At 33.7% G+C, this 22,375-nt stretch carries 19 protein-coding genes and 1 riboswitch; of the genes, 12 read left to right on the forward strand and 7 right to left on the reverse strand.

The annotated features are described in order from the left end of the window. Positions 1-25: 25 nt before the first annotated feature. The 9 genes from nrfD to ABJD66_RS16180 all read left to right on the forward strand — a co-directional run bounded on the left by nrfD (position 26) and on the right by ABJD66_RS16180 (position 10,687). Positions 26-1,768: an NrfD/PsrC family molybdoenzyme membrane anchor subunit gene (gene nrfD / locus ABJD66_RS16140; RefSeq protein WP_100893899.1), complete on the forward strand. Its 1,743-nt coding sequence runs from the start codon at positions 26-28 to the stop codon at positions 1,766-1,768. 2 nt (positions 1,769-1,770) lie between these two features. Next, positions 1,771-2,292, forward strand: coding sequence for a DUF3341 domain-containing protein (locus ABJD66_RS16145; protein ID WP_013621427.1), 522 nt, complete (start codon positions 1,771-1,773; stop codon positions 2,290-2,292). A gap of 14 nt (positions 2,293-2,306) precedes the next feature. Then, positions 2,307-2,867, forward strand: a complete 561-nt coding sequence (locus tag ABJD66_RS16150) for a cytochrome c (protein ID WP_100893898.1) — start codon at positions 2,307-2,309, stop codon at positions 2,865-2,867. Between the two features lie 16 nt (positions 2,868-2,883). Then, positions 2,884-4,209, forward strand: a complete 1,326-nt coding sequence (locus ABJD66_RS16155; protein WP_348133555.1) for a quinol:cytochrome C oxidoreductase — start codon at positions 2,884-2,886, stop codon at positions 4,207-4,209. 36 nt (positions 4,210-4,245) lie between these two features. After that, on the forward strand, positions 4,246-5,313 hold the full coding sequence (locus ABJD66_RS16160; RefSeq protein WP_100893896.1) for a cytochrome c oxidase subunit II: 1,068 nt from the start codon (positions 4,246-4,248) through the stop codon (positions 5,311-5,313). 46 nt (positions 5,314-5,359) lie between these two features. Next, positions 5,360-7,165: a cbb3-type cytochrome c oxidase subunit I gene (locus ABJD66_RS16165; protein ID WP_100893895.1), complete on the forward strand. Its 1,806-nt coding sequence runs from the start codon at positions 5,360-5,362 to the stop codon at positions 7,163-7,165. Between the two features lie 143 nt (positions 7,166-7,308). Then, on the forward strand, positions 7,309-8,130 hold the full coding sequence (locus tag ABJD66_RS16170; protein ID WP_348133559.1) for a DUF2807 domain-containing protein: 822 nt from the start codon (positions 7,309-7,311) through the stop codon (positions 8,128-8,130). Between the two features lie 49 nt (positions 8,131-8,179). Continuing rightward, positions 8,180-9,202, forward strand: a complete 1,023-nt coding sequence (gene ruvB, locus ABJD66_RS16175) for a Holliday junction branch migration DNA helicase RuvB (protein WP_100893893.1) — start codon at positions 8,180-8,182, stop codon at positions 9,200-9,202. Positions 9,203-9,211: 9 nt separating this feature from the next. Further along, on the forward strand, positions 9,212-10,687 hold the full coding sequence (locus tag ABJD66_RS16180) for a P-loop NTPase fold protein (RefSeq protein WP_348133563.1): 1,476 nt from the start codon (positions 9,212-9,214) through the stop codon (positions 10,685-10,687). A gap of 4 nt (positions 10,688-10,691) precedes the next feature. On the opposite strand, the gene thiH is transcribed toward ABJD66_RS16180, so the two are convergent. The 7 genes from thiH to ppk1 form a co-directional block, all read right to left on the reverse strand. Further along, positions 10,692-11,801 carry a 2-iminoacetate synthase ThiH gene (gene thiH / locus ABJD66_RS16185; RefSeq protein WP_100893892.1) on the reverse strand — a complete coding sequence of 370 codons (1,110 nt, stop codon included), beginning with the start codon at positions 11,799-11,801 and terminating at the stop codon, positions 10,692-10,694. Continuing rightward, the gene (locus ABJD66_RS16190; protein ID WP_100893891.1) at positions 11,794-12,567 is read right to left on the reverse strand and encodes a thiazole synthase; all 774 of its coding nucleotides are present in this window, start codon (positions 12,565-12,567) and stop codon (positions 11,794-11,796) included. The genes thiH and ABJD66_RS16190 overlap by 8 nt, the downstream gene beginning before the upstream one ends. Then, positions 12,557-13,219 (reverse strand): thiamine phosphate synthase, encoded by a 663-nt coding sequence (gene thiE, locus ABJD66_RS16195; protein ID WP_100893890.1) that lies wholly within the window; start codon positions 13,217-13,219, stop codon positions 12,557-12,559. The genes ABJD66_RS16190 and thiE overlap by 11 nt, the downstream gene beginning before the upstream one ends. Next, positions 13,212-13,826: a thiamine phosphate synthase gene (locus tag ABJD66_RS16200; RefSeq protein ID WP_348133568.1), complete on the reverse strand. Its 615-nt coding sequence runs from the start codon at positions 13,824-13,826 to the stop codon at positions 13,212-13,214. Before ABJD66_RS16200 ends, thiE begins: the two co-directional genes overlap by 8 nt. Before the next feature lie 123 nt (positions 13,827-13,949). Beyond that, the gene (thiC, locus tag ABJD66_RS16205; RefSeq protein WP_100893888.1) at positions 13,950-15,812 is read right to left on the reverse strand and encodes a phosphomethylpyrimidine synthase ThiC; all 1,863 of its coding nucleotides are present in this window, start codon (positions 15,810-15,812) and stop codon (positions 13,950-13,952) included. Between the two features lie 23 nt (positions 15,813-15,835). Then, positions 15,836-16,039 carry a sulfur carrier protein ThiS gene (thiS, locus tag ABJD66_RS16210; protein WP_100893887.1) on the reverse strand — a complete coding sequence of 68 codons (204 nt, stop codon included), beginning with the start codon at positions 16,037-16,039 and terminating at the stop codon, positions 15,836-15,838. A gap of 113 nt (positions 16,040-16,152) precedes the next feature. Further along, positions 16,153-16,246: riboswitch (TPP riboswitch) on the reverse strand. A 69-nt stretch (positions 16,247-16,315) separates the two neighbouring features. Then, positions 16,316-18,334, reverse strand: a complete 2,019-nt coding sequence (gene ppk1, locus ABJD66_RS16215) for a polyphosphate kinase 1 (protein WP_348133573.1) — start codon at positions 18,332-18,334, stop codon at positions 16,316-16,318. Between the two features lie 144 nt (positions 18,335-18,478). Here ppk1 and queG point away from each other — a divergent pair, with 144 nt between their 5' ends. From queG to ruvA, 3 genes are read left to right on the forward strand one after another with little or no spacing between them, the layout of a single operon-like run. Then, the gene (gene queG / locus ABJD66_RS16220) at positions 18,479-19,408 is read left to right on the forward strand and encodes a tRNA epoxyqueuosine(34) reductase QueG (RefSeq protein ID WP_348133601.1); all 930 of its coding nucleotides are present in this window, start codon (positions 18,479-18,481) and stop codon (positions 19,406-19,408) included. A 55-nt stretch (positions 19,409-19,463) separates the two neighbouring features. Then, positions 19,464-21,758, forward strand: a complete 2,295-nt coding sequence (locus ABJD66_RS16225) for an NADP-dependent malic enzyme (RefSeq protein WP_100893884.1) — start codon at positions 19,464-19,466, stop codon at positions 21,756-21,758. 32 nt (positions 21,759-21,790) lie between these two features. Continuing rightward, on the forward strand, positions 21,791-22,372 hold the full coding sequence (ruvA, locus tag ABJD66_RS16230; RefSeq protein ID WP_100893883.1) for a Holliday junction branch migration protein RuvA: 582 nt from the start codon (positions 21,791-21,793) through the stop codon (positions 22,370-22,372). Positions 22,373-22,375: the final 3 nt, after the last annotated feature.

The raw sequence follows: 22,375 nt of genomic DNA on the forward strand, positions 1-22,375 counted from the left end.
ACGGAACGTAACTAGAACATAAATTATGGCGTCGCATTACGAAGCACCTATACGAAAACCCCTAGTAATTGGAGATAAAGGATACCACGATGTAACTGTGGATATTGCTGCTCCTGTAGAAGGGAAAGCAAACAAACAGTGGTGGATTGTTTTCTCTATTGCATTAATAGCATTCCTTTGGGGAGTTGGTTGTATAATATACACAGTATCTACAGGTATCGGTACTTGGGGATTAAATAAAACAGTAGGCTGGGCCTGGGATATTACCAACTTTGTATGGTGGGTAGGTATTGGGCACGCGGGAACATTAATTTCTGCAGTACTATTGCTGTTTAGACAAAAATGGAGAATGGCTATTAACCGTTCTGCAGAGGCAATGACAATTTTCTCTGTAGTGCAGGCAGGTTTATTTCCAATAATACACATGGGGCGTCCTTGGTTGGCGTATTGGGTATTACCTATTCCTAACCAATTTGGTTCTTTATGGGTAAACTTTAACTCACCATTATTATGGGATGTATTTGCAATTTCTACTTACTTATCAGTATCATTAGTTTTCTGGTGGACTGGTCTTTTGCCAGATTTTGCAATGTTACGTGATAGAGCTGTTAAGCCGTTTCAGAAGAAAATATACAGTTTAGTAAGTTTTGGTTGGACGGGTAGAGCAAAAGATTGGCAGCGTTTTGAAGAGGTTTCTCTTGTGTTAGCAGGTTTGGCAACTCCACTTGTACTTTCTGTACATACTATTGTATCTTTTGATTTTGCCACTTCGGTTATACCAGGATGGCATACAACAATTTTCCCTCCATATTTTGTGGCAGGTGCAATTTTCTCAGGATTTGCAATGGTGAACACGCTTCTTATTATTATGAGAAAAGTGTGTAGCTTAGAAGCGTATATTACAGTGCAGCATATAGAGTTAATGAACATTGTAATTATGATTACTGGTTCTATAGTTGGTTGTGCATATATTACAGAGTTGTTTATGGCTTGGTATTCTGGTGTAGAATACGAGCAATACGCTTTCTTAAACAGAGCAACAGGACCTTATGCTTGGGCATACTGGGCAATGATGTCTTGTAATGTTTTCTCTCCGCAATTTATGTGGTCTAAGAGATTGCGTACTAGTATTATGTTCTCTTTTGCTATTTCTATTGTAGTAAACATAGGAATGTGGTTTGAGCGTTTTGTTATTATTGTAACATCATTACATAGAGATTATTTACCATCTTCATGGACAATGTTCTCTCCTACGTTTGTAGATATAGGTATATTTATTGGTACAATAGGTTTCTTCTTTGTATTGTTCTTATTATACTCTAGAACATTCCCTGTAATAGCGCAGGCAGAAGTAAAATCTATTTTGAAAGCTTCTGGTAGTAAGTACAAGAAGTTAAGAGATGCAGGTAAACCTATGTATACTATGCCAGAAAAAACAATTTATACTAATACTGTTGCAGCTACACCTGTAGAAGCAAAAGAAGAGGTTGTAGTTGGTAATGAGGAAGAAAAGGTTTCGGACTTATTAAGTTCTTTAGGTAAGTTTGATGTTGCTACTGATACACCAGATGACTTAAAGCAAGTTAAAGGTATTGGTCCGCAAATGGAACAAACATTAAACCAGATTGGGATATATAGTTTTGCTCAGGTTAGTAAAATGACACAGAAAGAGTATGATCTATTAGATTCTATTACAGGGTCTTTCCCAGGAAGAGCACAAAGAGATGATTGGGCTGGACAAGCCAAGAACTTAAATAACAATAAATAATTATGGCATCTAAAGTTATTCACGCATTTTATAATGATGATGATATATTGATGCTCGCTGTTAAGAAAGTAAAAGCAGCTAAGCATCATATAGAAGAGGTATATTGTCCTTTTCCTGTTCACGGGTTAGACAAAGCTATGGGGCTTGCTCCTACTAGAATAGCCATAACTGCTTTTATTTATGGTTGTATAGGCATTACAATAGCAACTCTTATGATGAATTACATCATGATAGAAGATTGGCCTCAGGATATTGGTGGTAAACCTAGTTTTAGTTACCTAGAAAATATGCCGGCCTTTGTTCCAATTATGTTTGAACTTACTGTGTTTTTTGCAGCTCACTTAATGGTTATAACTTTTTACATGAGAAGTAAATTGTGGCCTTTTAAACAAGCTGAAAATCCAGATGTAAGAACAACAGATGATCTATTTTTAATGGAAATAGAAATTCATGATAATGAAGAAGAATTAAAATCTTTGTTAGCAGACACAGGAGCAGTAGAAATTAATATTTCAGAAAAATAGTCTTAATAACAGTTATGAAGATATTTAAAAATATAGGTTTGGTTTTAGGAATAGCTCTTCTTATGGCATCTTGTGCAGATAAGAACAGTCCTAATTACCAATATATGCCTAATATGTACGAGGCAGTAGGTTATGAAACGTACCAAAAAGTAGATTTTTTACCTAGCGGTATGGAAGCTGGTTTGCCAGTAGAAAACACTATATCTAGAGGTCATATGCCTTATGAGTTTGCTAATGATATTGAAGGTAAAGAATTAGCTCGTTTGCAGGCTAGCCCATTAGACTCTTTAAAAACAGAAGTTAATTTAACCAAAGGTAAAGAGTTGTATGCTATTAACTGTGCAATTTGTCATGGTAATAAGGGTGATGGTCAAGGGAATTTAGTGAAGAGAGAGAAAATATTAGGTGTTCCTAATTATGCAGATGCAGGAAGAAATATTACAGTAGGTAGCACTTACCATACTATATATTACGGATTAAATTCTATGGGTTCTTACGCTAATCAACTTAATCACGATGAACGTTGGCAAGTTGCGGAATACGTAATGCAATTGAAACAAGACTTAACTAAATAATACATAGATTAAGAATATGTACACTTTTTCAAACAGACTAAAAATAGCTTCTTTTATATTAATGGCTGTTGGTGCTATAGGTATTGCAATAGGCTTTATCTCTATGCCTAGCACAGTAGAAGATGCTAAAGAAATTGTAGCTAGCCATACTAGTGGTCACGGAGATCATGAAGTTGCTGCAGAAGATCATAAATCAGATGCTCATGGCAATACTGCTCACGCAGAAGGTCATGATAGTAGTCATGATGAGCATTTATTACATCAATTGCGAAATAAACCTTGGGCTGCATTGTATGTTGCTGCTTTCTTTTTCTTTATGATAGCATTAGGTGTATTAGCATTTTATGCAATACAAAGAGCAGCACAAGCAGGTTGGTCTCCTTTATTATTTAGAGTAATGGAAGGTATAACGGCTTACTTGGCACCAGGAGGTATTATTGTTTTTGTAATATTACTTGCTTCTGTAGCGCATTTGAACCATTTATTTGTTTGGATGGATGCTGATGTTGTAGCTCACGATAAATTATTGCAGGGTAAAGCGGGTTACTTAAATGGAACTTTCTTTTTAATAAGAGCTGCTATTTTCTTAGGAGGATGGATTGCTTATAGAACAATATCTCGTAAATTATCTTTAGCACAAGATGCTGCTGATGATAATACTAACTTTGTTAAAAACTTTAGATGGTCTGCAGGTTTCCTAGTATTTTACTTGGTATCTGAGTCTATGATGTCTTGGGATTGGATAATGAGTGTAGATCCACATTGGTTCAGTACTCTGTTTGGTTGGTATGTGTTTGCTAGTATGTTTGTGTCTGGTATTACAGTTATAGCAATGGTAACAATATACTTAAAGTCTAAAGGTCTTTTAGAAGATGTAAACGATAGTCATATTCATGATTTAGCTAAATTTATGTTTGGTATTAGTATTTTCTGGACCTACTTATGGTTTGCTCAGTTTATGCTTATATGGTACGCTAACATACCTGAAGAAGTTACATACTATGTAACCAGAATACAAGATTATAACTTACCATTTTTTGGAATGGTAGCTATGAACTTCTTGTTTCCATTATTATTGTTAATGAATAGTGATTACAAAAGAGTTAACTGGTTTGTTATTATGGCAGGTGTAGTTATACTAGCGGGTCACTACTTAGATATATTTAATATGATTATGCCTGCAACAGTAGGAGATCAATGGTCTATAGGATTGTCAGAAATATGTTCTGTTTTATTCTTTGCCGGTCTGTTTATTTTTGTTGTTTTTAGAGCTTTAACAACAGCTCCATTGCAGCCAAAGAGAAATCCATTTATTGGAGAGAGCAAGCATTTTCATTATTAATAAGGAAGTTTACAACAGCATAAAATAAATCATACAATGATTACAGTTTTAACTATAACGGTTTTAGTCTTAGTAGCCATAGCAATTTGGCAAATGACCAAAATTTTTGAATTGTCGCAACTTAGAGCGGCTAAAAATGAAACAGCAACGGATAACGATAACAAAGTTAACGGTTATCTAATGTTTGCTTTCTTGGTATTTATTTACGGTATAACAATCTTTAGCTTTTACAAGTATACAAAAGTATTGTTGCCAGAAGCAGGTTCTGCTCATGGAGCTGAGTATGATAGCTTGATGTTTGTTTCAATGCTTATTATATTTATTGTACAAACAATAACTCAATTTTTATTACACTATTTTGCTTATAAATATCGTGGTGAAAAAGGTAAAAAGGCATTGTTTTATGCTGATAACCATAAGCTAGAATTTATTTGGACAATTATTCCGGTAATAGTTTTAGCTGGATTAATCCTTTGGGGATTATACACGTGGACTAATATAATGGATATTAATGATGAGGACGATCCATTAATTGTAGAGCTTTATGCACAACAATTTAACTGGACAGCTAGATACGGTGGTGCAGATAATGTATTAGGAGAGGCAAACGTTAGAATGATTGATATTGATAAGGCTAATATTCTTGGTGTAGATGAGTCAGATCCAAATGGAGCTGATGATGTAATTGTTAAAGAATTACATTTACCAGTGGGAAGAAAAGTTAATTTCCATATGCGTTCTCAAGATGTATTACACTCAGCTTATATGCCTCACTTTAGAGCGCAAATGAATTGTGTACCAGGTATGATTACTCAATTCTCTTTTACACCTATAAAAACTACAGCAGAAATGCGTCAGGATCCTGATGTAATTGATAAGGTGAAAAGAGCTAATAAGATTAGAGCTAAAAAAGCTGCAGCAGGAGAGCCAAATAGTGATCCTTGGGAGTACGATTATATTTTACTTTGTAATAAAATTTGTGGTAAATCTCACTACAATATGCAAATGAAGATAATTGTTGAAACTCAAGAGGAGTACGACAAATGGATGGCTTCTCAGAAAACTTTTGGTGGTGAAACCGCTACAGGAGTTGCCGTAAAATAATTGATTTAAGAAACTAAGTTAACTAACAAAAATAGAATATCTGATTATGTCAGGAACACACGAACACGACGACGATCACGGACATCATCACAAAGAAACCTTCATTACTAAATATATATTTAGTATGGATCATAAGATGATTGCAAAGCAGTATTTAATTACTGGTTTAATTATGGGTTTCATTGGTATAGCAATGTCATTGTTATTTAGAATGCAATTGGCTTGGCCGGGTGAATCTTTTCCTTTATTTGAAGCTGTATTAGGTAAATGGGCACCAGGTGGTGTTATGGATGCTGATGTGTATTTAGCATTGGTAACTATGCACGGTACTATAATGGTTTTCTTTGTACTTACAGCAGGTTTAAGTGGTACATTTAGTAACTTACTTATTCCATTGCAAATTGGAGCTAGAGATATGGCTTCAGGATTGTTAAATATGATCTCTTATTGGTTATTTTTTACATCTGCAGTTATAATGGTTTGTTCTCTTTTTGTAGAGTCAGGACCAGCAGCAGCAGGTTGGACAATCTACCCTCCTTTGTCTGCATTACCTATGGCTCAATCAGGTTCTGGCGCAGGTATGACATTGTGGTTAGTATCTATGGCTATATTTATAGCATCATCTTTATTAGGATCATTAAACTATATTGTAACAGTTATTAACTTAAGAACAAAAGGTATGTCTATGACAAGATTACCTTTAACAACTTGGGCATTATTTGTTACTGCTATAATTGGTGTTGTTTCTTTCCCGGTTTTATTTTCAGCGGCATTGTTGTTAATTATGGATAGAAGTTTTGGAACATCATTCTTCTTATCAGATATATTTATACAAGGAGAGGTATTACACTATCAAGGTGGATCACCTGTATTATACGAACACTTATTTTGGTTCCTAGGACACCCAGAGGTATACATTGTAATTTTACCAGCAATGGGTATTGTATCTGATGTTATGGCAACAAATGCTCGTAAACCAATTTTTGGTTATAGAGCAATGATTATGTCAATTATTGCAATTGCATTCTTATCTACAATTGTATGGGGTCACCATATGTTTATCTCAGGTATGAATCCTTTCTTAGGTTCTGTATTTACATTTACAACTTTATTAATAGCAATACCATCTGCTGTAAAAGCATTTAACTGGATTACTACAATCTGGAAAGGTAACTTGCAAATGAATGTTGCAATGTTATTTTCAATCGGATTTGTTTCTACATTTATTACTGGTGGTTTAACTGGTATTATTTTAGGAGATAGTACATTGGATATTAACGTTCATGATACTTACTTTGTGGTAGCTCACTTCCACTTAGTAATGGGTATATCTGCTTTATATGGTTTATTGGCAGGTGTATACCACTGGTTCCCAAAAATGTTTGGTAAGATGATGAATAAAAACTTAGGTTATGTTCATTTCTGGATCACTGCTATTTGTGCTTATGGTGTTTTCTTTCCAATGCACTTTGTAGGTATGGCTGGTGTACCAAGACGTTATTATGAAAATACAGCATTCCCAATGTTTGATGAGCTTACTGATGTTAACATCTTAATAACAGTATTTGCTTTAATAGCAGGAGCTACTCAGTTAGTCTTTGTTGGTAACTTTATCTATAGTATTTTCTACGGTAAAAAGGCAGAGCAAAACCCTTGGAAAGCTACTACTTTAGAGTGGACAACTCCTGTAGAGCATGTTCACGGTAACTGGCCAGGTGCTATTCCTGAAGTTCACAGATGGGCATATGATTATAGTAAAACAAATGAAAACGGAGAATATGTAATACCAGGACAAGATTATGTTCCTCAAGTAGTACCTCTTCAAGCTGGTGAAGAAGAACTTACTCACTAGACTTCATAAAAATTATATAAGGCCTTTTAAAATTTATTTTAAAAGGCCTTTTTTTTGGCATCATTCTTGGCAATAATATATAGTTAAGCTGTATTTTAGTATCTTGTTTAACAACAAACACAAACCATTAAACACACCATATTTTGAAACAAATTATTTTAAGTATACTGCTACTTACATCAGTAGTAAGTATCGCGCAGAAAAAACCAAAAATTAAAGGAAGTAAAACTGTTATTGAGGTAACTAATGAGTTGCCGCCTTTTAACTCCATTAAAATAGCTGATGATTTACGAATAGAGCTTAAAAAAGCAAGGGAAAACAGTTACACTTTTATAGGAGATGATAATCTTTTAGATGTTCTTAAGTTTGAGGTAACAGATAGTATATTAGAAGTTAGTTCTTTTTACAGAATAGTCTCAAGAAAAAAACTAGTGTTGACAGTAAATTATATGGGATTAAACGGTATAACTATGTTAGATGGCCGTTTAGATATGAAGGATATTGTTACTACAGGTTATTTAGATATTAATCTCCAAGGAAGTTCTAAGCTTAACTTAAATACGCTTGCTGATGTTGTTACTATTTCAATGTCTGGTAATAGCAATGCAGAACTTAATGTAGATTGTGACGAGTTAGTTATTAGTCAAGATCAAAAAAGTAACTTAGGGCTGTATTTAGAAGCGCAAATGGCTAAAGTAACAATGCACGGTAATGCTGATAGTAAACTTGAGGGTGCAGCTACAGATCTAGACATAGATCTGTTTGGTAATTCTCAATTAAGAGCAGAATCACTAAAAGGAACTTCTGTATCTGCTAACTTAGATGAATCTCCAGATGTTAGAATATTTGCCACAGAAAGCTTTGATTTATCATCTAAAGGTAGCTCTAAAACATATTTGTACGGCACTCCTAAAATTACAATTACAGACTTTTTAAACGCATCTCAATTAATTAAAAAGGAATAGATTATTTTCTAATTAGAAAGCTTTCAATTTCTAGTATCTTTGTTAGACTATGAATGAAAACCTAGACCCAACATCAGAAAATTTTTCTTCTGAAGAATTTGATATAGAAAGAGCATTAAGACCCTTAAGTTTTGATGATTTTGCTGGTCAAGATCAAGTTTTAGAAAACCTAAAAGTTTTTGTAGAAGCTGCTAACCAGAGAGGAGAGGCTTTGGATCATACTCTTTTTCACGGACCTCCAGGTTTAGGGAAAACTACATTGGCTCATATTTTAGCTAATGAGTTAGGTGTTGGTATAAAAGTTACATCTGGACCAGTTTTAGATAAACCAGGAGATTTAGCAGGTTTGCTTACGAACTTAGATGAAAGAGATGTTCTTTTTATTGATGAAATACATAGACTTAGTCCTATTGTAGAAGAATACTTATACTCTGCAATGGAAGATTATAAAATTGATATAATGATAGAGTCAGGCCCAAATGCACGCTCTGTACAAATAAATTTAAACCCTTTTACCCTTATTGGAGCAACAACACGTTCTGGGCTTTTAACGGCTCCTATGAGGGCTCGTTTTGGTATTCAGAGTAGATTACAATATTATACAACAGAATTATTGTCTACTATAGCAGAACGTAGTGCAGAAATTTTAAATGTACCTATAGATTTAGAAGCTGCAATAGAAATAGCGGGTAGAAGTAGAGGTACACCTAGAATTTGTAATGCATTGTTGAGACGAGTAAGAGATTTTGCGCAGATAAAAGGCAATGGTAAAATTGATATAGAAATTTCTAGGTTTGGACTAAATGCATTAAATGTAGATGCACACGGTTTAGACGAGATGGATAATAAAATATTAACCACTATTATAGATAAATTTAAAGGTGGTCCAGTAGGTATTACTACATTGGCAACCGCAGTATCTGAAAGTGCAGAAACTATAGAAGAGGTATACGAACCTTTTTTAATACAACAAGGCTTTATCATGCGTACACCTCGTGGTAGAGAGGTAACGGAATTAGCATACAAGCATTTAGGTAGAATTAAGGGAAGTGTGCAAGGAGGTTTGTTTTAATTCTTAATTATGAACGATAGATTAGAGAAAGTTGAAATACCATTTAATGATTTCAAGAAAAAATTAGATGCTAACTCTAAAGTTCTTTTTTCTGGAGTATTTGGTAGTGGAAAAACGACTTTTTTAAATGATTTCTTTTTAAATGATAATGATTATCAGGCTATTCATTTATACCCTGTGAGTTATTCTGTTGTTTCTAATAAAGACATTTTTGAACTTATTAAATACGATATCTTATTTCAGTTATTAGGTAAGATAAGCAAAGAAGATTTTGAAAAGGTAGAAATACCCTATCACTTAACTTTGTTTGCTTATTTAACGAGTAACCAAGATCTAGAAAGTAAAGCTGATTTCTTTGCTTCTTTTCTTTCGTTTGCAGGTAAGTATGGAAATGTAGCTTTAAAAGTGTATGGTCAAATTAAGAGAATGAAAACTGACCTTCTAGATTACCATAAGAAGTTTCAGCAGGATGATTTTAAATTTTTAGAAGAGTATTTGAAAGTTCCTGTAAATGAAACTGGCCATGTTTACGAAGAAGACTTTTACACTGAATTAATTAGGATACTTTTAGAAAAGCTAAAAGAAAAAGGAGAAAATAAAAAAACAACTGTTTTGGTTGTAGATGATTTGGACAGGTTAGATCCTGAGCATATTTTTAGAATCCTTAACGTTTTTTCTTGTCATTTTGATTTTAGAGGTGTCGATAGTGATAATAAATTTGATTTTGATAAAGTTCTTCTAGTCTGTGATTATAAAAATATTGAAAGTGTTTTTAGTCATAAATACGGATCCTATGCAGATTTTAGTGGATATATTGATAAGTTTTATAGCTCAATTTATTGGTATTCTCCATCGGAATATTTAAATAAAGTGATTGTTAATTATTTAAATAGTATTAAAATTGATTCAAATTCTAACTTCTTTAATAATCGTAATAAAATAGGCGGGCAAATAAAATATCTAATTAGTCAGCTGATTAGATATGATTTGTTGACTTTTAGAGAAATATTAAAATTTGAAAAATTTTATGATGGGAAAGGAATAAATTATAACAACCCTGATGTAGATTCAATTTTGAAAGGATATAATTTTATAGCAGTGTCTATTATTCAATTTTTTAAAGTTTTTATGGATAATGATAGTTCTTTTTTGTTAAAAATAAAAAAGGCTAAAGAGATGGAAATACACTATGGAGAAAATAATTCCGTTAATAACGGAATAGAAGCTTTAGCTGAATTGGTTCTATTTCTTAATTATAACGAATTGAAAAACGAAGAATACTTAGGTTCGGACAGAGTTTTTATTAAAGATTTTAAATACAATAATTATATATTTAATTGTAGAATAGTGACTAGTCTTGATTATGATATAGGGGTAAAGTGTGATAATGTTCAAACAGAAGGAGAAGACTACGTAGCAGGGAAACTATCATATTTTTCAGTTTTTTATGATGCAATTATAAAATATAATAGTGTTTTTAAATAATAAACTACCACGCATTTTCCCAATCTTTCCATACAACTTCAAAACCTTTGCTTTGCAACATTTGTGCAATAGTTTCTGTGCTACGTTCATCAGAAATTTCAAACTGTTCTAAAGATTGTGGTTCTACAACATAACCTCCAGGATTTGTTTTAGACTCTGCACTTATAGACGTTATTCCTAAGTTGATAATGTTGTTTCTAAATTTTTCGCTTTCTCTGGTAGACATAGATAGCTCAACATCTTCGTCTAACAAACGATAAGCACATATCAGCTGTGCTAAATCTGCATCTTCCATTACTACTTTTGGTTCTAAACCACCCGTATGTGGTCTAAGTCTAGGAAACGAGATAGAATATTTAGTTTGCCAATAGGTTTTTTGTAGATATTGTAAATGCAAAGCAGTAAAAAAACTGTCTGCTCGCCAATCTTCCAATCCAAATAAAGCACCTACACCAATTTTATGTACGCCAGCTTTGCCTAAACGGTCTGGTGTTTCTAGCCTGTAATCAAAATTAGACTTTTTACCTTTAGGGTGGTGTTTTTTATATTCGTCTCTGTGGTAGGTTTCTTGGTACACCAAAACGGCGTACAAGCCATTTTCTACAAGCAATTCATACTCGTCTTGGTCTAATGGTTGTACTTCTATGGTAATATTAGCAAACTCTTTTTTTAACAGTTTAATAGCATTATTTATGTAGTCTACACCAACAGTTTTATTTGCTTCACCAGTTACTAATAAAATATGGTTATACCCTTTGCTACGTAAAAAGGTAGCTTCCTTTAAAATTTCTGCGTCAGTTAGCGTACGCCTAGGTATTTTGTTTGTTAAGCTAAAACCGCAGTAAGTACATATGTTTTGGCACTCATTACTTAAATACATTGGCGCATACATTTGCATTGTATTACCAAAGCGTTTTTTAGTTAATGCACTACTCATTTGTGCCATTTGCTCTAAGTATGGCTTTGCAGCAGGGGAAATTAACACTTTAAAGTCTTCTAGATTACGTTTGTTACTTTGTAAAGCGGCTTCTACGTCTGTGCTGGTTTTACTGTAAATATCAGCAACAATGTTGTCCCAACTATACTTATTAAAAAGTGATGTAAAATTACTCATTTAAAAAAGAGGTTAAAGGTGAGCTTGCTTCTGCAGTTTGTTTTATTGGAGCTAGCTTTGCATTGTAAGCCAAACGACCAGCCTCTACAGCTAATTTAAATGCGTTTGCCATTGCAGTTGGGTTTTGTGATACGGCAATTGCAGTATTTACCAAAACTGCATCTGCACCTAGTTCCATAGCGTGTGCTGCGTGTGACGGTGCTCCTATGCCTGCATCTACAATTACAGGAACGTTACTTTGTGCTATAATTATTTCTAAAAAATCTACTGTTTTTAATCCTTTGTTGCTACCAATTGGTGCGCCCAATGGCATTACGCATTGTACGCCTACATCTTCTAAACGTTTGCATAGAACAGGATCTGCGTGTATGTAAGGCATAACTACAAAGCCTTGTTTTACCAATTCTTCTGCAGCTTTTAAAGTTTCTATAGGATCTGGCAGCAAGTATTTTGGGTCTGGATGAATTTCTAATTTTACCCAGTTAGTTTCTAAAGCTTCTCTAGATAATTGAGCAGCAAAAACTGCTTCTTTTGCTGTACGCACGCCAGAGGTGTTTGGTAAAAGGTTTATTCTAGAATGATTTAAGTGTGATAAAATATCGTCATCTTCATCTGCTACATCTACGCGTTTTAACGCAACTGTAACTAGTTCACTTTCTGATGCTAGTAAAGCATTTTTCATTACGGCTGAAGAACTAAATTTTCCTGTTCCGGTAAATAGTCTTGATGAAAACTCTTTGTCTGCTATTATTAAATTATCCTTCATCGTTTTTATTTTTATCAAACTTATACACTTGCTCTTGTGTTGCAGGTGTGCTTAAAATTTTATTTAAAGTGGCAATGTTGTTAAAATTGCTTGTAATTTCTGTTGATGCTGCAATACCGTAAATTCCTGTTTTTAATAACTCAGGAACGTCTGCTATAGTAATGCCGCCAATGGCAATTATTGGAGTATTTGTTTTTAACTCATCTATAATTGCTTGGTATCCTTGTAAGCCTAAAGTTGGACTTAAATTTTGCTTTGTTGTGGTAAATTTAAATGGGCCTAAACCAATATAATCTACTTCTTTTTTTAATAAGTTTTCACAATCTTCTAAGGTGTTTGCAGTACCGCCAATACTAATCCATTTTCCTAAATGCTCACGTGCTTCTAATGGGCAAGCATCTGTTTTTCCTAAATGCACACCATCTGCATTTACTTCTTTGGCAATTTTATAATGATCGTTAATAATTAATCTAGTCTGAAAATGAGAAGTTATTTCTTTGGCCTTTAAAGCAGTTTGCAATAAGGTTTCTTCGTCTATATTTTTTAGGCGTAATTGTACCCAATCTGCACCAGAAGAACATGCTTTTTGTATGTTAGCCAAATGCATTTCTGGAGTATCGCCTTGGCTTATATAATGTAATTTACTAATCATTATTTCTGTTTTTTAGGCTAGTAATGTAAGCCTCATTTATTTGCTTAAATGCTTCTAAAGGATTTTTGCTATTCCAAACTCCTCCTAAAACGCCAATTCCTTTGTAACCTAATGTGTTAAATTTGCTAAGGTTTTCTGCAGTAACCCCTCCCATACCAACAATTGTTTTGTTTATATGATTTACATTAAAGCCACGCCCTTTATAACCTTTTTTTGATATGGAATTAAAAACAGGACTAAGCAGGTGATAATCAAACTCAAAATAACAACTGTTTAATTCTTCTGGATCATGAAATGAAGAACTTATGGTTTTGCCAAACATATTTAAGTCTTTAAAATACCGTGTAGGATTGTCTATAGTATCTCTACGTTTTTGCTCTTGAAAATGAATACCTTTTAAGTTGTAACTATTTATTAGCTCATGATGGTGATGTATAATAACACGGTTGTAGTATTCTGGTTTTATTTTGTTTAGATACTCTTTATGCTGCTTTAAGTCTTTAAAAGGTTTTCTTAAATGATAATATTGTAGCCCAGCGTTAAATAGTTGATGAAGTATTTCTATTTCGTTAGGTACATCTTCTTCTGGTGCTATAAGTACAATCATTTTATTAGGTTTTTTTAAGTTAGGGATTGTAGTGGCATCCTTTTGCTTTTTTTTAGCAAAAGATATAACGGAAAGCCCGCCTACGCCTTACTTAGTAAAAGGCGTAGGAACTTCCACTTTATATTACAAATACACTTCTGATCCTTTTTCTTTAAACTCTTTAGATTTTTCTTCCATTCCTTTTGCAATAACTTCGTTGTCGTCCGCAATTTTGTTTTCGGCAGCAAAGTCTCGTACTTCCTGAGATATCTTCATAGAACAGAATTTTGGTCCGCACATAGAGCAAAAATGAGCAACTTTAGCGCCTGCAGCAGGTAAGGTTTCATCATGATACTCACGAGCACGTTCTGGATCTAGTCCTAAATTAAACTGATCTTCCCAGCGGAACTCAAAACGCGCCATACTTAAGGCATTGTCTCTGTGCTGAGAACCCGGATGACCTTTGGCTAAATCTGCAGCATGAGCCGCTAATTTATAGGTGATAACACCTACGCGCACATCTTCTTTATTTGGTAAGCCTAAATGCTCTTTTGGTGTAACGTAGCAAAGCATTGCGCAGCCGTACCAGCCAATCATTGCAGCACCAATACCAGATGTAATATGGTCGTAACCTGGAGCAATATCTGTAGTTAAAGGGCCTAAGGTGTAAAAAGGAGCCTCGTCACAAACTTCAATTTGTTTTTCCATGTTTTCTTTAATCATGTGCATTGGCACGTGACCTGGACCTTCTATAAAACACTGTACTTCATGTTTGCGTGCAATCTGAGTTAATTCTCCTAGTGTTTCTAGTTCTGCAAATTGTGCTTCGTCATTAGCATCTGCTACAGAGCCAGGACGTAAGCCGTCTCCTAATGAAAAGGAAACATCGTATTGTTTTAATATTTCGCAAATATCCTCAAAATGAGTATATAAAAAACTTTCTTTATGGTGAGCTAAACACCATTTTGCCATAATAGAACCACCACGAGAAACTATGCCTGTAACACGTTTTGCAGTCATTGGTACGTAGCGTAATAAAACACCTGCGTGAATGGTAAAATAATCTACACCTTGTTCTGCTTGTTCTATTAAAGTGTCTCTAAAAATTTCCCAAGTTAAATCCTCGGCAACACCGTTTACTTTTTCTAAAGCTTGGTAAATTGGTACGGTGCCTACTGGTACTGGTGAGTTACGTATGATCCACTCACGAGTTTCATGAATGTTTTCTCCGGTGGATAAATCCATAATATTATCTGCTCCCCAACGGCAAGCCCAAACTGCTTTTTCTACTTCTTCTTCTATAGATGAAGTTACTGCAGAGTTACCAATATTTGCGTTTATTTTAACCAAGAAGTTACGACCTAAAATCATAGGTTCTGCTTCTGGATGATTTATGTTTGATGGTATAATTGCACGACCTCTAGCAACTTCACTACGTACAAATTCTGGAGTAATTTTTTCTGGAATATTAGCACCAAAATGTTCGCCTTTGTGTTGTTTTCTAATTTCGGTCATTTCATCTATTCGTTGGTTCTCACGAATAGCTATGTACTCCATTTCTGGAGTAATAATTCCTTTTTTTGCGTAGTGTAATTGTGTTACGTTTTGTCCTTTTTTTGCGCGTAGCGGTTTTTTTAAAAGTTTAAAACGCATATGGTCTAAACTAGCATCGTTTAAACGCTCGTTACAATACTCCGAAGAAAAAGATGCTAACTCTTCTACATCTCCACGCTTTTTAATCCAAGGTTCTCTAATGCGTTCTATACCGCTGTGTATATCAATTTCTTTGTTTGGATCTGTATAAGGACCAGAAGTATCATAAACCGTTACGGGTTCATTAGGTGTTTTCTTTTTGGTCATAGAGTCTACAGTATCGCTTAATGCAATTTCTCGCATTGCAACTTTAATTTCTGGATGTAATTTACCAGAAACATATACTTTTTTAGAACTAGGAAATGGTTGTCTTGTAATACCGTTTTGCTTAGGTGCGGTGTCTTTCTTTTTCATTGTAAATCTTTTAAGTTTTTAGGTTACCCTCCTTGAGCAGGACGTATTAGTAATACATTGTCATGGGGTTGTAAAATGGTAGAACTCCAGCTGCTTTTTGGTATTACACCGCCGTTAATGGCAATGGCAACACCAAAAATGGTTATTTCTAGAGTTTTTATTAGTTGAGACACATTAGTTTCTCTAGGAATTAAGTGCTCTTTGTTATTTACGTTTATGGGTATCATAACGATACATTTTAAGTGCTAGGTTATAGCGTTAAAAATCCAACTAAATCGTAAACTGTGTGTGAAAATGCATTCTCCAGAAACGGAAAAAAACATTAAAAGATAGAAATCATAAAAAGAATTCAACTTTTCCCTTCGGCTGTACTAACAGCATCAGGTTCAAAGGGTATTTCTCAGTTCTTAAAAAGAACACCCCTAAAGTTTACATAACAAATGTATTAAATAAATTATGATAAGACCTAATAAAAAATAAAACTATTATAAGAAAAAGATGACTTACTGGTTTTTAAAATAGTTGTAAGTAGCTAGCTGAGATTGAACTGGAGCGTTATTGTTTGTAACGTAATTATTTTTTTGTTCAGCGTCTATAACTCTTGCTTTTACATTATCTGATAACTGAATATTTAAAATATCTTTTACTATTTTAAAATTATCTTTATCTCTTACAGGTGTAATCACTTCTATTCTGTGAGATAGGTTGCGAGTCATCCAATCTGCAGATCCAATAAATAGTTTTTCGTCTCCGTTATTTCCAAAAAGGTATACACGACCATGTTCTAAATACCTGTCTAAAATACTAGTAATTGTAATGTTTTCGCTTTGGCCCTTTATGCCAGGAACTAAGCAACAAATACCACGAATTAACAACCGTATTTGTACACCAGCATTACTTGCTTTGTACAACAGTTGAATCATTTTTTTATCTTCAAGGCTGTTCATTTTTAAGACAATTAAGCCTTTTTTGCCAGCTTGTGCTAATTCAATTTCTTTTTCTACCATAGTAGAAAATATATGCCTAGATGTAAAAGGAGATATAAGTAGTTTTTTAGCTTTAGGAACAATTAAAACACCTTCTAAAACCAGAAAAACACGATTTAACTCTTTACATATTTTGCTATTTGCCGTCATTAAGCCAAAGTCGGTATATAGCTTAGCCGTTTTTTCGTTAAAATTGCCTGTTCCAATGTAACTATAGGTTTTAAGTTTGCCCTTAATCTCTTTTTCTATGTATAAGATTTTAGAGTGTACTTTAATTCCTGGATAGCTGTAAATTACCTTTGCACCATTTTCTTTAAATATTTTTCCCCATCTTAAATTGTTATCCTCATCAAACCTTGCTTTTGCCTCAATAAAAATAATTACATTTTTACCTGCTTTTGCAGCTTTTGCAATAGCAGTATTTAGCCTAGATGTTTTTGCTAAACGGTACAAAGTCATTTTTATGGTCTTAACCTCTGGAGAAACAGCAGCTTCTTCTAATAATTTTATAACGGGCTCAAAAGATTGATGCGGATAATGTATAAGTTGATCTTTTGATTCTATGGCGTCAAAAACAGAGTTGTATTTAGTTAGCAAAGAATGGGGAATAGGCTCTAGGTTTACGTTGTTTAGTTTCTTTTTTGTTGGATTTGGGAAACTAAAGAAATCTTTAAAATTATGATAAACACCACCAAAAATAATATCTGTGTTGTATATGTCTAATGCATTTTTAACAGCTTCTAAAAGTGCAATTGGAGCGCTTGCGTCTATAAGTGCACGTGTTGCTTGCCCTGTTTTTCTTTTAGGTAATGCATCAAGAATTTTTTGCATTAGATCTCCAGAGAATTCATCTTCAATATACAGTTCTGCATCTCTAGAAATTTTTAAAGCATAGTACTCTTTACTGTTTTTGTTTAAGAGGTTGTGTTTTAAAATGTCATCTAAAAAAGTAATGTAAAATGTTTGGTCTGTAGATGGAAAAACAACAAAGCGTGGTTGGTTGTCAGGTATCTCAACTAATTCTATTTGTTCTTCTTCTTTTAAAGCAACTAAGTATGATGCTTCATTTTTTGCAAAAATTGAATTTTTAATAGAGCTGGGGCCAGTTTGTATATCTACTGTATTTTTTAAATTAGAACTATAGTAATCCTCTGCATATAGTTTTTGTTGTTTGTTAAAATCTTTAAAGTTAATTAAGTGAATATTTTCCTTTTTTAAATCGGGAATAATTTCATCTAAAAAAGCACTTCCAAATTCTTGTTGTTGTTGGTTAACTTGTTTTTTAATTTCTGCAAGTACCTTGTTTGGTTTAGTTATTAACTTTTTACGCAGTGGTTTTTCTAAGTCTTTTATTTGTCTAATGTCAGATACACGAACTTTAAAAAACTCATCTAAATTAGAAGAAAAAATTGCTAAAAATTTTATACGCTCATACAGCGGATTTCTTTTGTCTTTAATTTCTTGTAAAACTCGATGGTTAAAACGTAACCAAGATAAATCTCTGTGGTAATATTTAGAATTGAAAAGCTTGCTCATAAATAGTAAAATAGGCAATTTATATGTTTTGCAATAAAGATATGTAAGTATTTTGTTAAGTTATTGCTTTTACAAGTACGTTTGTTAGTATTAGCATCACTAAATAATTTTTTATTACTAGTAAAACTTTAAATTTGCTTTGTGATGTTACCTATTGTACATAAAGAAAATGCAACGACTTTAATAAAAGAAGAAGCCAAACGACTAGGTTTTATTTCTTGTGGAGTTTCTAAAGCTGAGTTTTTAGAGGAAGAAGCTCCTCGTTTAGAGAGTTGGTTAAATAAAAATATGAATGGGCAAATGTCTTATATGGAAAACCATTTTGACAAACGTCTAGATCCAACTAAATTAGTTGATGGCTCTAAATCTGTAATATCATTACTGCTAAATTATTATCCAGAGGCTACTCAAAATGATGATGCTTTAAAGATTTCTAAATATGCTTACGGTCAAGATTATCATCACGTTATAAAATCTAAACTAAGAGCGTTGCAGGAGTTTATTACCGACAATATTGGTGAGGTAGAGGGTAGGGCGTTTGTAGATTCTGCTCCTGTTTTAGACAAAGCTTGGGCGGCAAAAAGCGGTTTGGGTTGGATAGGTAAAAACAGTAACCTAATAACTCAAAGAGTAGGTTCTTTTTATTTTATAGCAGAGTTAATTGTAGATGTAGAATTGGCTTATGATAGTGCTGTAACAGACCATTGTGGTACCTGCACCGCTTGTATAGATGCTTGCCCTACGCAGGCCATTGTAGATCCTTATGTTGTGGATGGTAGCAAGTGTATATCTTATTTTACCATAGAATTAAAAAATGAAATTCCTGCAGAGGTTAGAGGTAAGTTTGATGATTGGATTTTTGGTTGCGATGTTTGCCAAGATGTATGTCCTTGGAATAAGTTTTCTAAACCACACCAAGAGCCCTTATTTAATCCGCATCCAGATTTATTATCTATGACCAAAAAAGACTGGGAAGAGATAACAGAAGATGTTTTTAGAAAAGTGTTTAAGAAATCTGCAGTGAAGCGTACTAAATTTTCGGGATTACAACGCAACATAGATTTTTTAGAATAATATTATAATTTAATTGCTGGGATACCCGTAAATTTGCATCTTAAAATTAGAAACAATGAGCAACGAGAAGAATAGAAGAGAGGCTTTAATTTACCACGCAAAACCGCAACCAGGTAAAATAAAAATTGTTCCTACTAAGCCTTATGCAACACAAAGAGACTTAGCATTGGCATACTCTCCGGGCGTAGCAGAGCCTTGTTTAGAAATAGAAAAAGATAAAGAAAACGCATATAAATATACATCTAAAGGTAATTTAGTTGCTATAATCTCTAATGGTACAGCTGTTTTAGGTTTAGGAGACATAGGTCCTGAAGCATCTAAACCAGTAATGGAAGGAAAAGCCTTATTGTTTAAGATATTTTCTGATATTGATGGTGTAGATATAGAGGTTGATACTAAAGATGTAGATAAATTTGTAGAAACCGTAAAGATGATAGCACCTACTTTTGGTGGTATTAATTTAGAAGATATAAGTGCACCTGCTGCTTTTGAGATTGAGCGTAGATTAAAAGAGGAATTAGATATTCCTGTAATGCATGATGACCAACACGGTACAGCAATTATTTCTGCTGCAGCATTATTAAATGCACTGGAAATTGCTGGTAAAAAAATTGATGAAGTACGTATTGTAATAAGTGGAGCAGGTGCTGCTGCTGTATCTTGTACAAGATTGTATAAGGCATTTGGTGCTAAAGATGAAAATATTGTAATGCTAGATAGTAAAGGTGTTATAAGGTCTGATAGAGACAATTTATCTAAAGAAAAAGCGGAGTTTGCATCAGACAGAAAAATAGATACTTTAGATGAAGCAATGGTAGATGCAGATGTTTTTGTAGGCTTATCTATTGCAGATATTGTTTCTCCAGAGATGTTGATTTCTATGGCTAAAAAACCTATTGTTTTTGCAATGGCTAATCCTAATCCAGAGATAAATTATGATTTAGCTGTAAAAACAAGAAAAGATATTATTATGGCTACAGGAAGGTCTGACCATCCTAACCAAGTAAACAATGTTTTAGGGTTTCCTTTTATTTTTAGAGGAGCTTTAGATGTAAGAGCTACGGGTATTAATGAAGCTATGAAAATGGCTGCGGTTAAAGCAATAGCTAAATTGGCAAAAGAGCCAGTACCAGAACAAGTAAATATTGCATACGGAGAAACAAGGCTAACTTTTGGTGAAGATTATATTATTCCTAAGCCTTTTGATCCAAGATTAATAGCAGAAATTCCTTTAGCTGTAGCAAAGGCTGCTATGGATAGTGGTATTGCAAAACAGCCTATTGAAGATTGGGATAAGTATAAAGAAGAATTAATTAGACGTTCTGGTAATGACAATAAAGTTGTACGTTTATTACACAACAGAGCAAAAGTAAATCCTAAAAGAATTGTATTTGCAGAAGCAGATCATTTAGACGTGTTAAAAGCAGCTCAAATTGCATACGAAGAAGGTATTGCAGAGCCAATTTTATTAGGTAAAAAAGAAACTATTTTAGAGCTTAAGGCAGAATTAGAGTTTGATGCAGACGTACAAATTATAGATACTAAAGCAACAGAGTCTAAAGGGCAACGTACATTATACGCTACTAAGTTTTGGGAAAACAGAAAACGTAAAGGAGTTACGTTTTACTACGCCAAAGCTAAAATGAGAGAGCGTAACTATTTTGGCTCTATGATGGTAGAAGTTGGTGATGCAGATGGTATGATTTCTGGTTATTCTAGAGCATACCCAACAGTGGTAAAACCAGTTTTTGAAGTTATTGGTAGAGCATCTAATGTGCAAAAAGTGGCAACGGTTAATATTATGGTTACAGACAAGGGACCTTTATTTGTTGCAGATACCTCTATAAACATTAATCCTAATGCAGAAGAATTAGCAGATATAGCTTTAATGACGGCTAATGTGGCTAAAACTTTTGGTTTTGATCCTGTAATAGCAATGACGTCTTATGCAAACTTTGGCTCTTCTAGTGCTCCAAATGCAGTAAAGGTTAGGAAGGCTGTAGAGATTCTTCATAGAGATCATCCAGAAATGGTTGTAGATGGTGAAATTCAGATGGATTTTGCTCTAAACAAAGAGTTGTTACAAAGTCAGTTTCCTTTTTCTAAATTAGCAGGAAAAAAAGTAAACACTTTTATTTTTCCAAATTTAGAGTCGGCAAACATTACATATAAATTGCTTAAAGAGTTAAATGATGCAGATTCTATTGGACCAATTATGTTGGGTTTACGTAAATCTGTACATATTCTTCAATTAGGAGCAGATGTAGACGAGATGGTAAATATGACCGCAGTGGCTGTTATAGATGCACAAGAGAGAGAAAAAAGAAAAAAGGCTAAAAACAATCAGTAAATAAATAATACAAACCAACCTATACCATTCATATGATTACACATTTAAGAGGGAAATTAGTAGAGAAAAATCCAACATTTTTAGTAATTGAGTGTAATGGTGTAGGTTACTTTGTAAACATATCACTGCATACTTTGTCTAAGGTGACAGATGCAGAAAATATACAGTTGTATACGCATTTACAAGTTAAAGAAGATTCGCATACACTGTTTGGTTTTGCAGAAAAATCTGAGCGAGAAATTTTTAGATTATTAATTTCTGTTTCAGGAATTGGACCTAGTATTGCACGAACAATGTTGTCATCGTTATCACCGGCTCAGGTGAGAGATGCAATTGCTGGTGGAGACGTAGCAACAATACAGTCTGTAAAAGGTATTGGAGCAAAAACTGCACAACGTGTTATTTTAGATTTAAAAGATAAAGTATTAAAAATATACGATATTGATGAAGTTTCTACTTCTTCAAACAATACAAATAAAGAAGAAGCGTTATCTGCTTTAGAGGTTCTTGGTTTTGTTCGCAAACAAGCAGAGAAAACCGTTGACAAAGTTGTTAGTCAGGACCCAACATTAAGCGTTGAAAACATTATTAAGTTGGCGCTGAAAAATTTGTAATAA

Source organism: Cellulophaga sp. (assembly GCF_039943695.1).
Classification (GTDB): Bacteria; Bacteroidota; Bacteroidia; order Flavobacteriales; family Flavobacteriaceae; genus Cellulophaga.

What these genes read in the sequence shown, in the direction of transcription:
- ruvB (WP_100893893.1), top strand. Translation starts at nt 8,180, where the DNA reads ATGAATGAAAACCTAGACCCAACATCAGAAAATTTTTCTTCTGAAGAA.
- ppk1 (WP_348133573.1), bottom strand. Translation starts at nt 18,334, where the DNA reads ATGAGCAAGCTTTTCAATTCTAAATATTACCACAGAGATTTATCTTGG.
- ABJD66_RS16190 (WP_100893891.1), bottom strand. Translation starts at nt 12,567, where the DNA reads ATGAAGGATAATTTAATAATAGCAGACAAAGAGTTTTCATCAAGACTA.
- ABJD66_RS16225 (WP_100893884.1), top strand. Translation starts at nt 19,464, where the DNA reads ATGAGCAACGAGAAGAATAGAAGAGAGGCTTTAATTTACCACGCAAAA.
- ABJD66_RS16150 (WP_100893898.1), top strand. Translation starts at nt 2,307, where the DNA reads ATGAAGATATTTAAAAATATAGGTTTGGTTTTAGGAATAGCTCTTCTT.
- ABJD66_RS16145 (WP_013621427.1), top strand. Translation starts at nt 1,771, where the DNA reads ATGGCATCTAAAGTTATTCACGCATTTTATAATGATGATGATATATTG.
- thiE (WP_100893890.1), bottom strand. Translation starts at nt 13,219, where the DNA reads ATGATTAGTAAATTACATTATATAAGCCAAGGCGATACTCCAGAAATG.
- ABJD66_RS16200 (WP_348133568.1), bottom strand. Translation starts at nt 13,826, where the DNA reads ATGATTGTACTTATAGCACCAGAAGAAGATGTACCTAACGAAATAGAA.
- nrfD (WP_100893899.1), top strand. Translation starts at nt 26, where the DNA reads ATGGCGTCGCATTACGAAGCACCTATACGAAAACCCCTAGTAATTGGA.
- ABJD66_RS16180 (WP_348133563.1), top strand. Translation starts at nt 9,212, where the DNA reads ATGAACGATAGATTAGAGAAAGTTGAAATACCATTTAATGATTTCAAG.
- ABJD66_RS16155 (WP_348133555.1), top strand. Translation starts at nt 2,884, where the DNA reads ATGTACACTTTTTCAAACAGACTAAAAATAGCTTCTTTTATATTAATG.
- queG (WP_348133601.1), top strand. Translation starts at nt 18,479, where the DNA reads ATGTTACCTATTGTACATAAAGAAAATGCAACGACTTTAATAAAAGAA.
- thiH (WP_100893892.1), bottom strand. Translation starts at nt 11,801, where the DNA reads ATGAGTAATTTTACATCACTTTTTAATAAGTATAGTTGGGACAACATT.
- thiC (WP_100893888.1), bottom strand. Translation starts at nt 15,812, where the DNA reads ATGAAAAAGAAAGACACCGCACCTAAGCAAAACGGTATTACAAGACAA.
- ABJD66_RS16160 (WP_100893896.1), top strand. Translation starts at nt 4,246, where the DNA reads ATGATTACAGTTTTAACTATAACGGTTTTAGTCTTAGTAGCCATAGCA.
- ABJD66_RS16165 (WP_100893895.1), top strand. Translation starts at nt 5,360, where the DNA reads ATGTCAGGAACACACGAACACGACGACGATCACGGACATCATCACAAA.
- ruvA (WP_100893883.1), top strand. Translation starts at nt 21,791, where the DNA reads ATGATTACACATTTAAGAGGGAAATTAGTAGAGAAAAATCCAACATTT.
- thiS (WP_100893887.1), bottom strand. Translation starts at nt 16,039, where the DNA reads ATGATACCCATAAACGTAAATAACAAAGAGCACTTAATTCCTAGAGAA.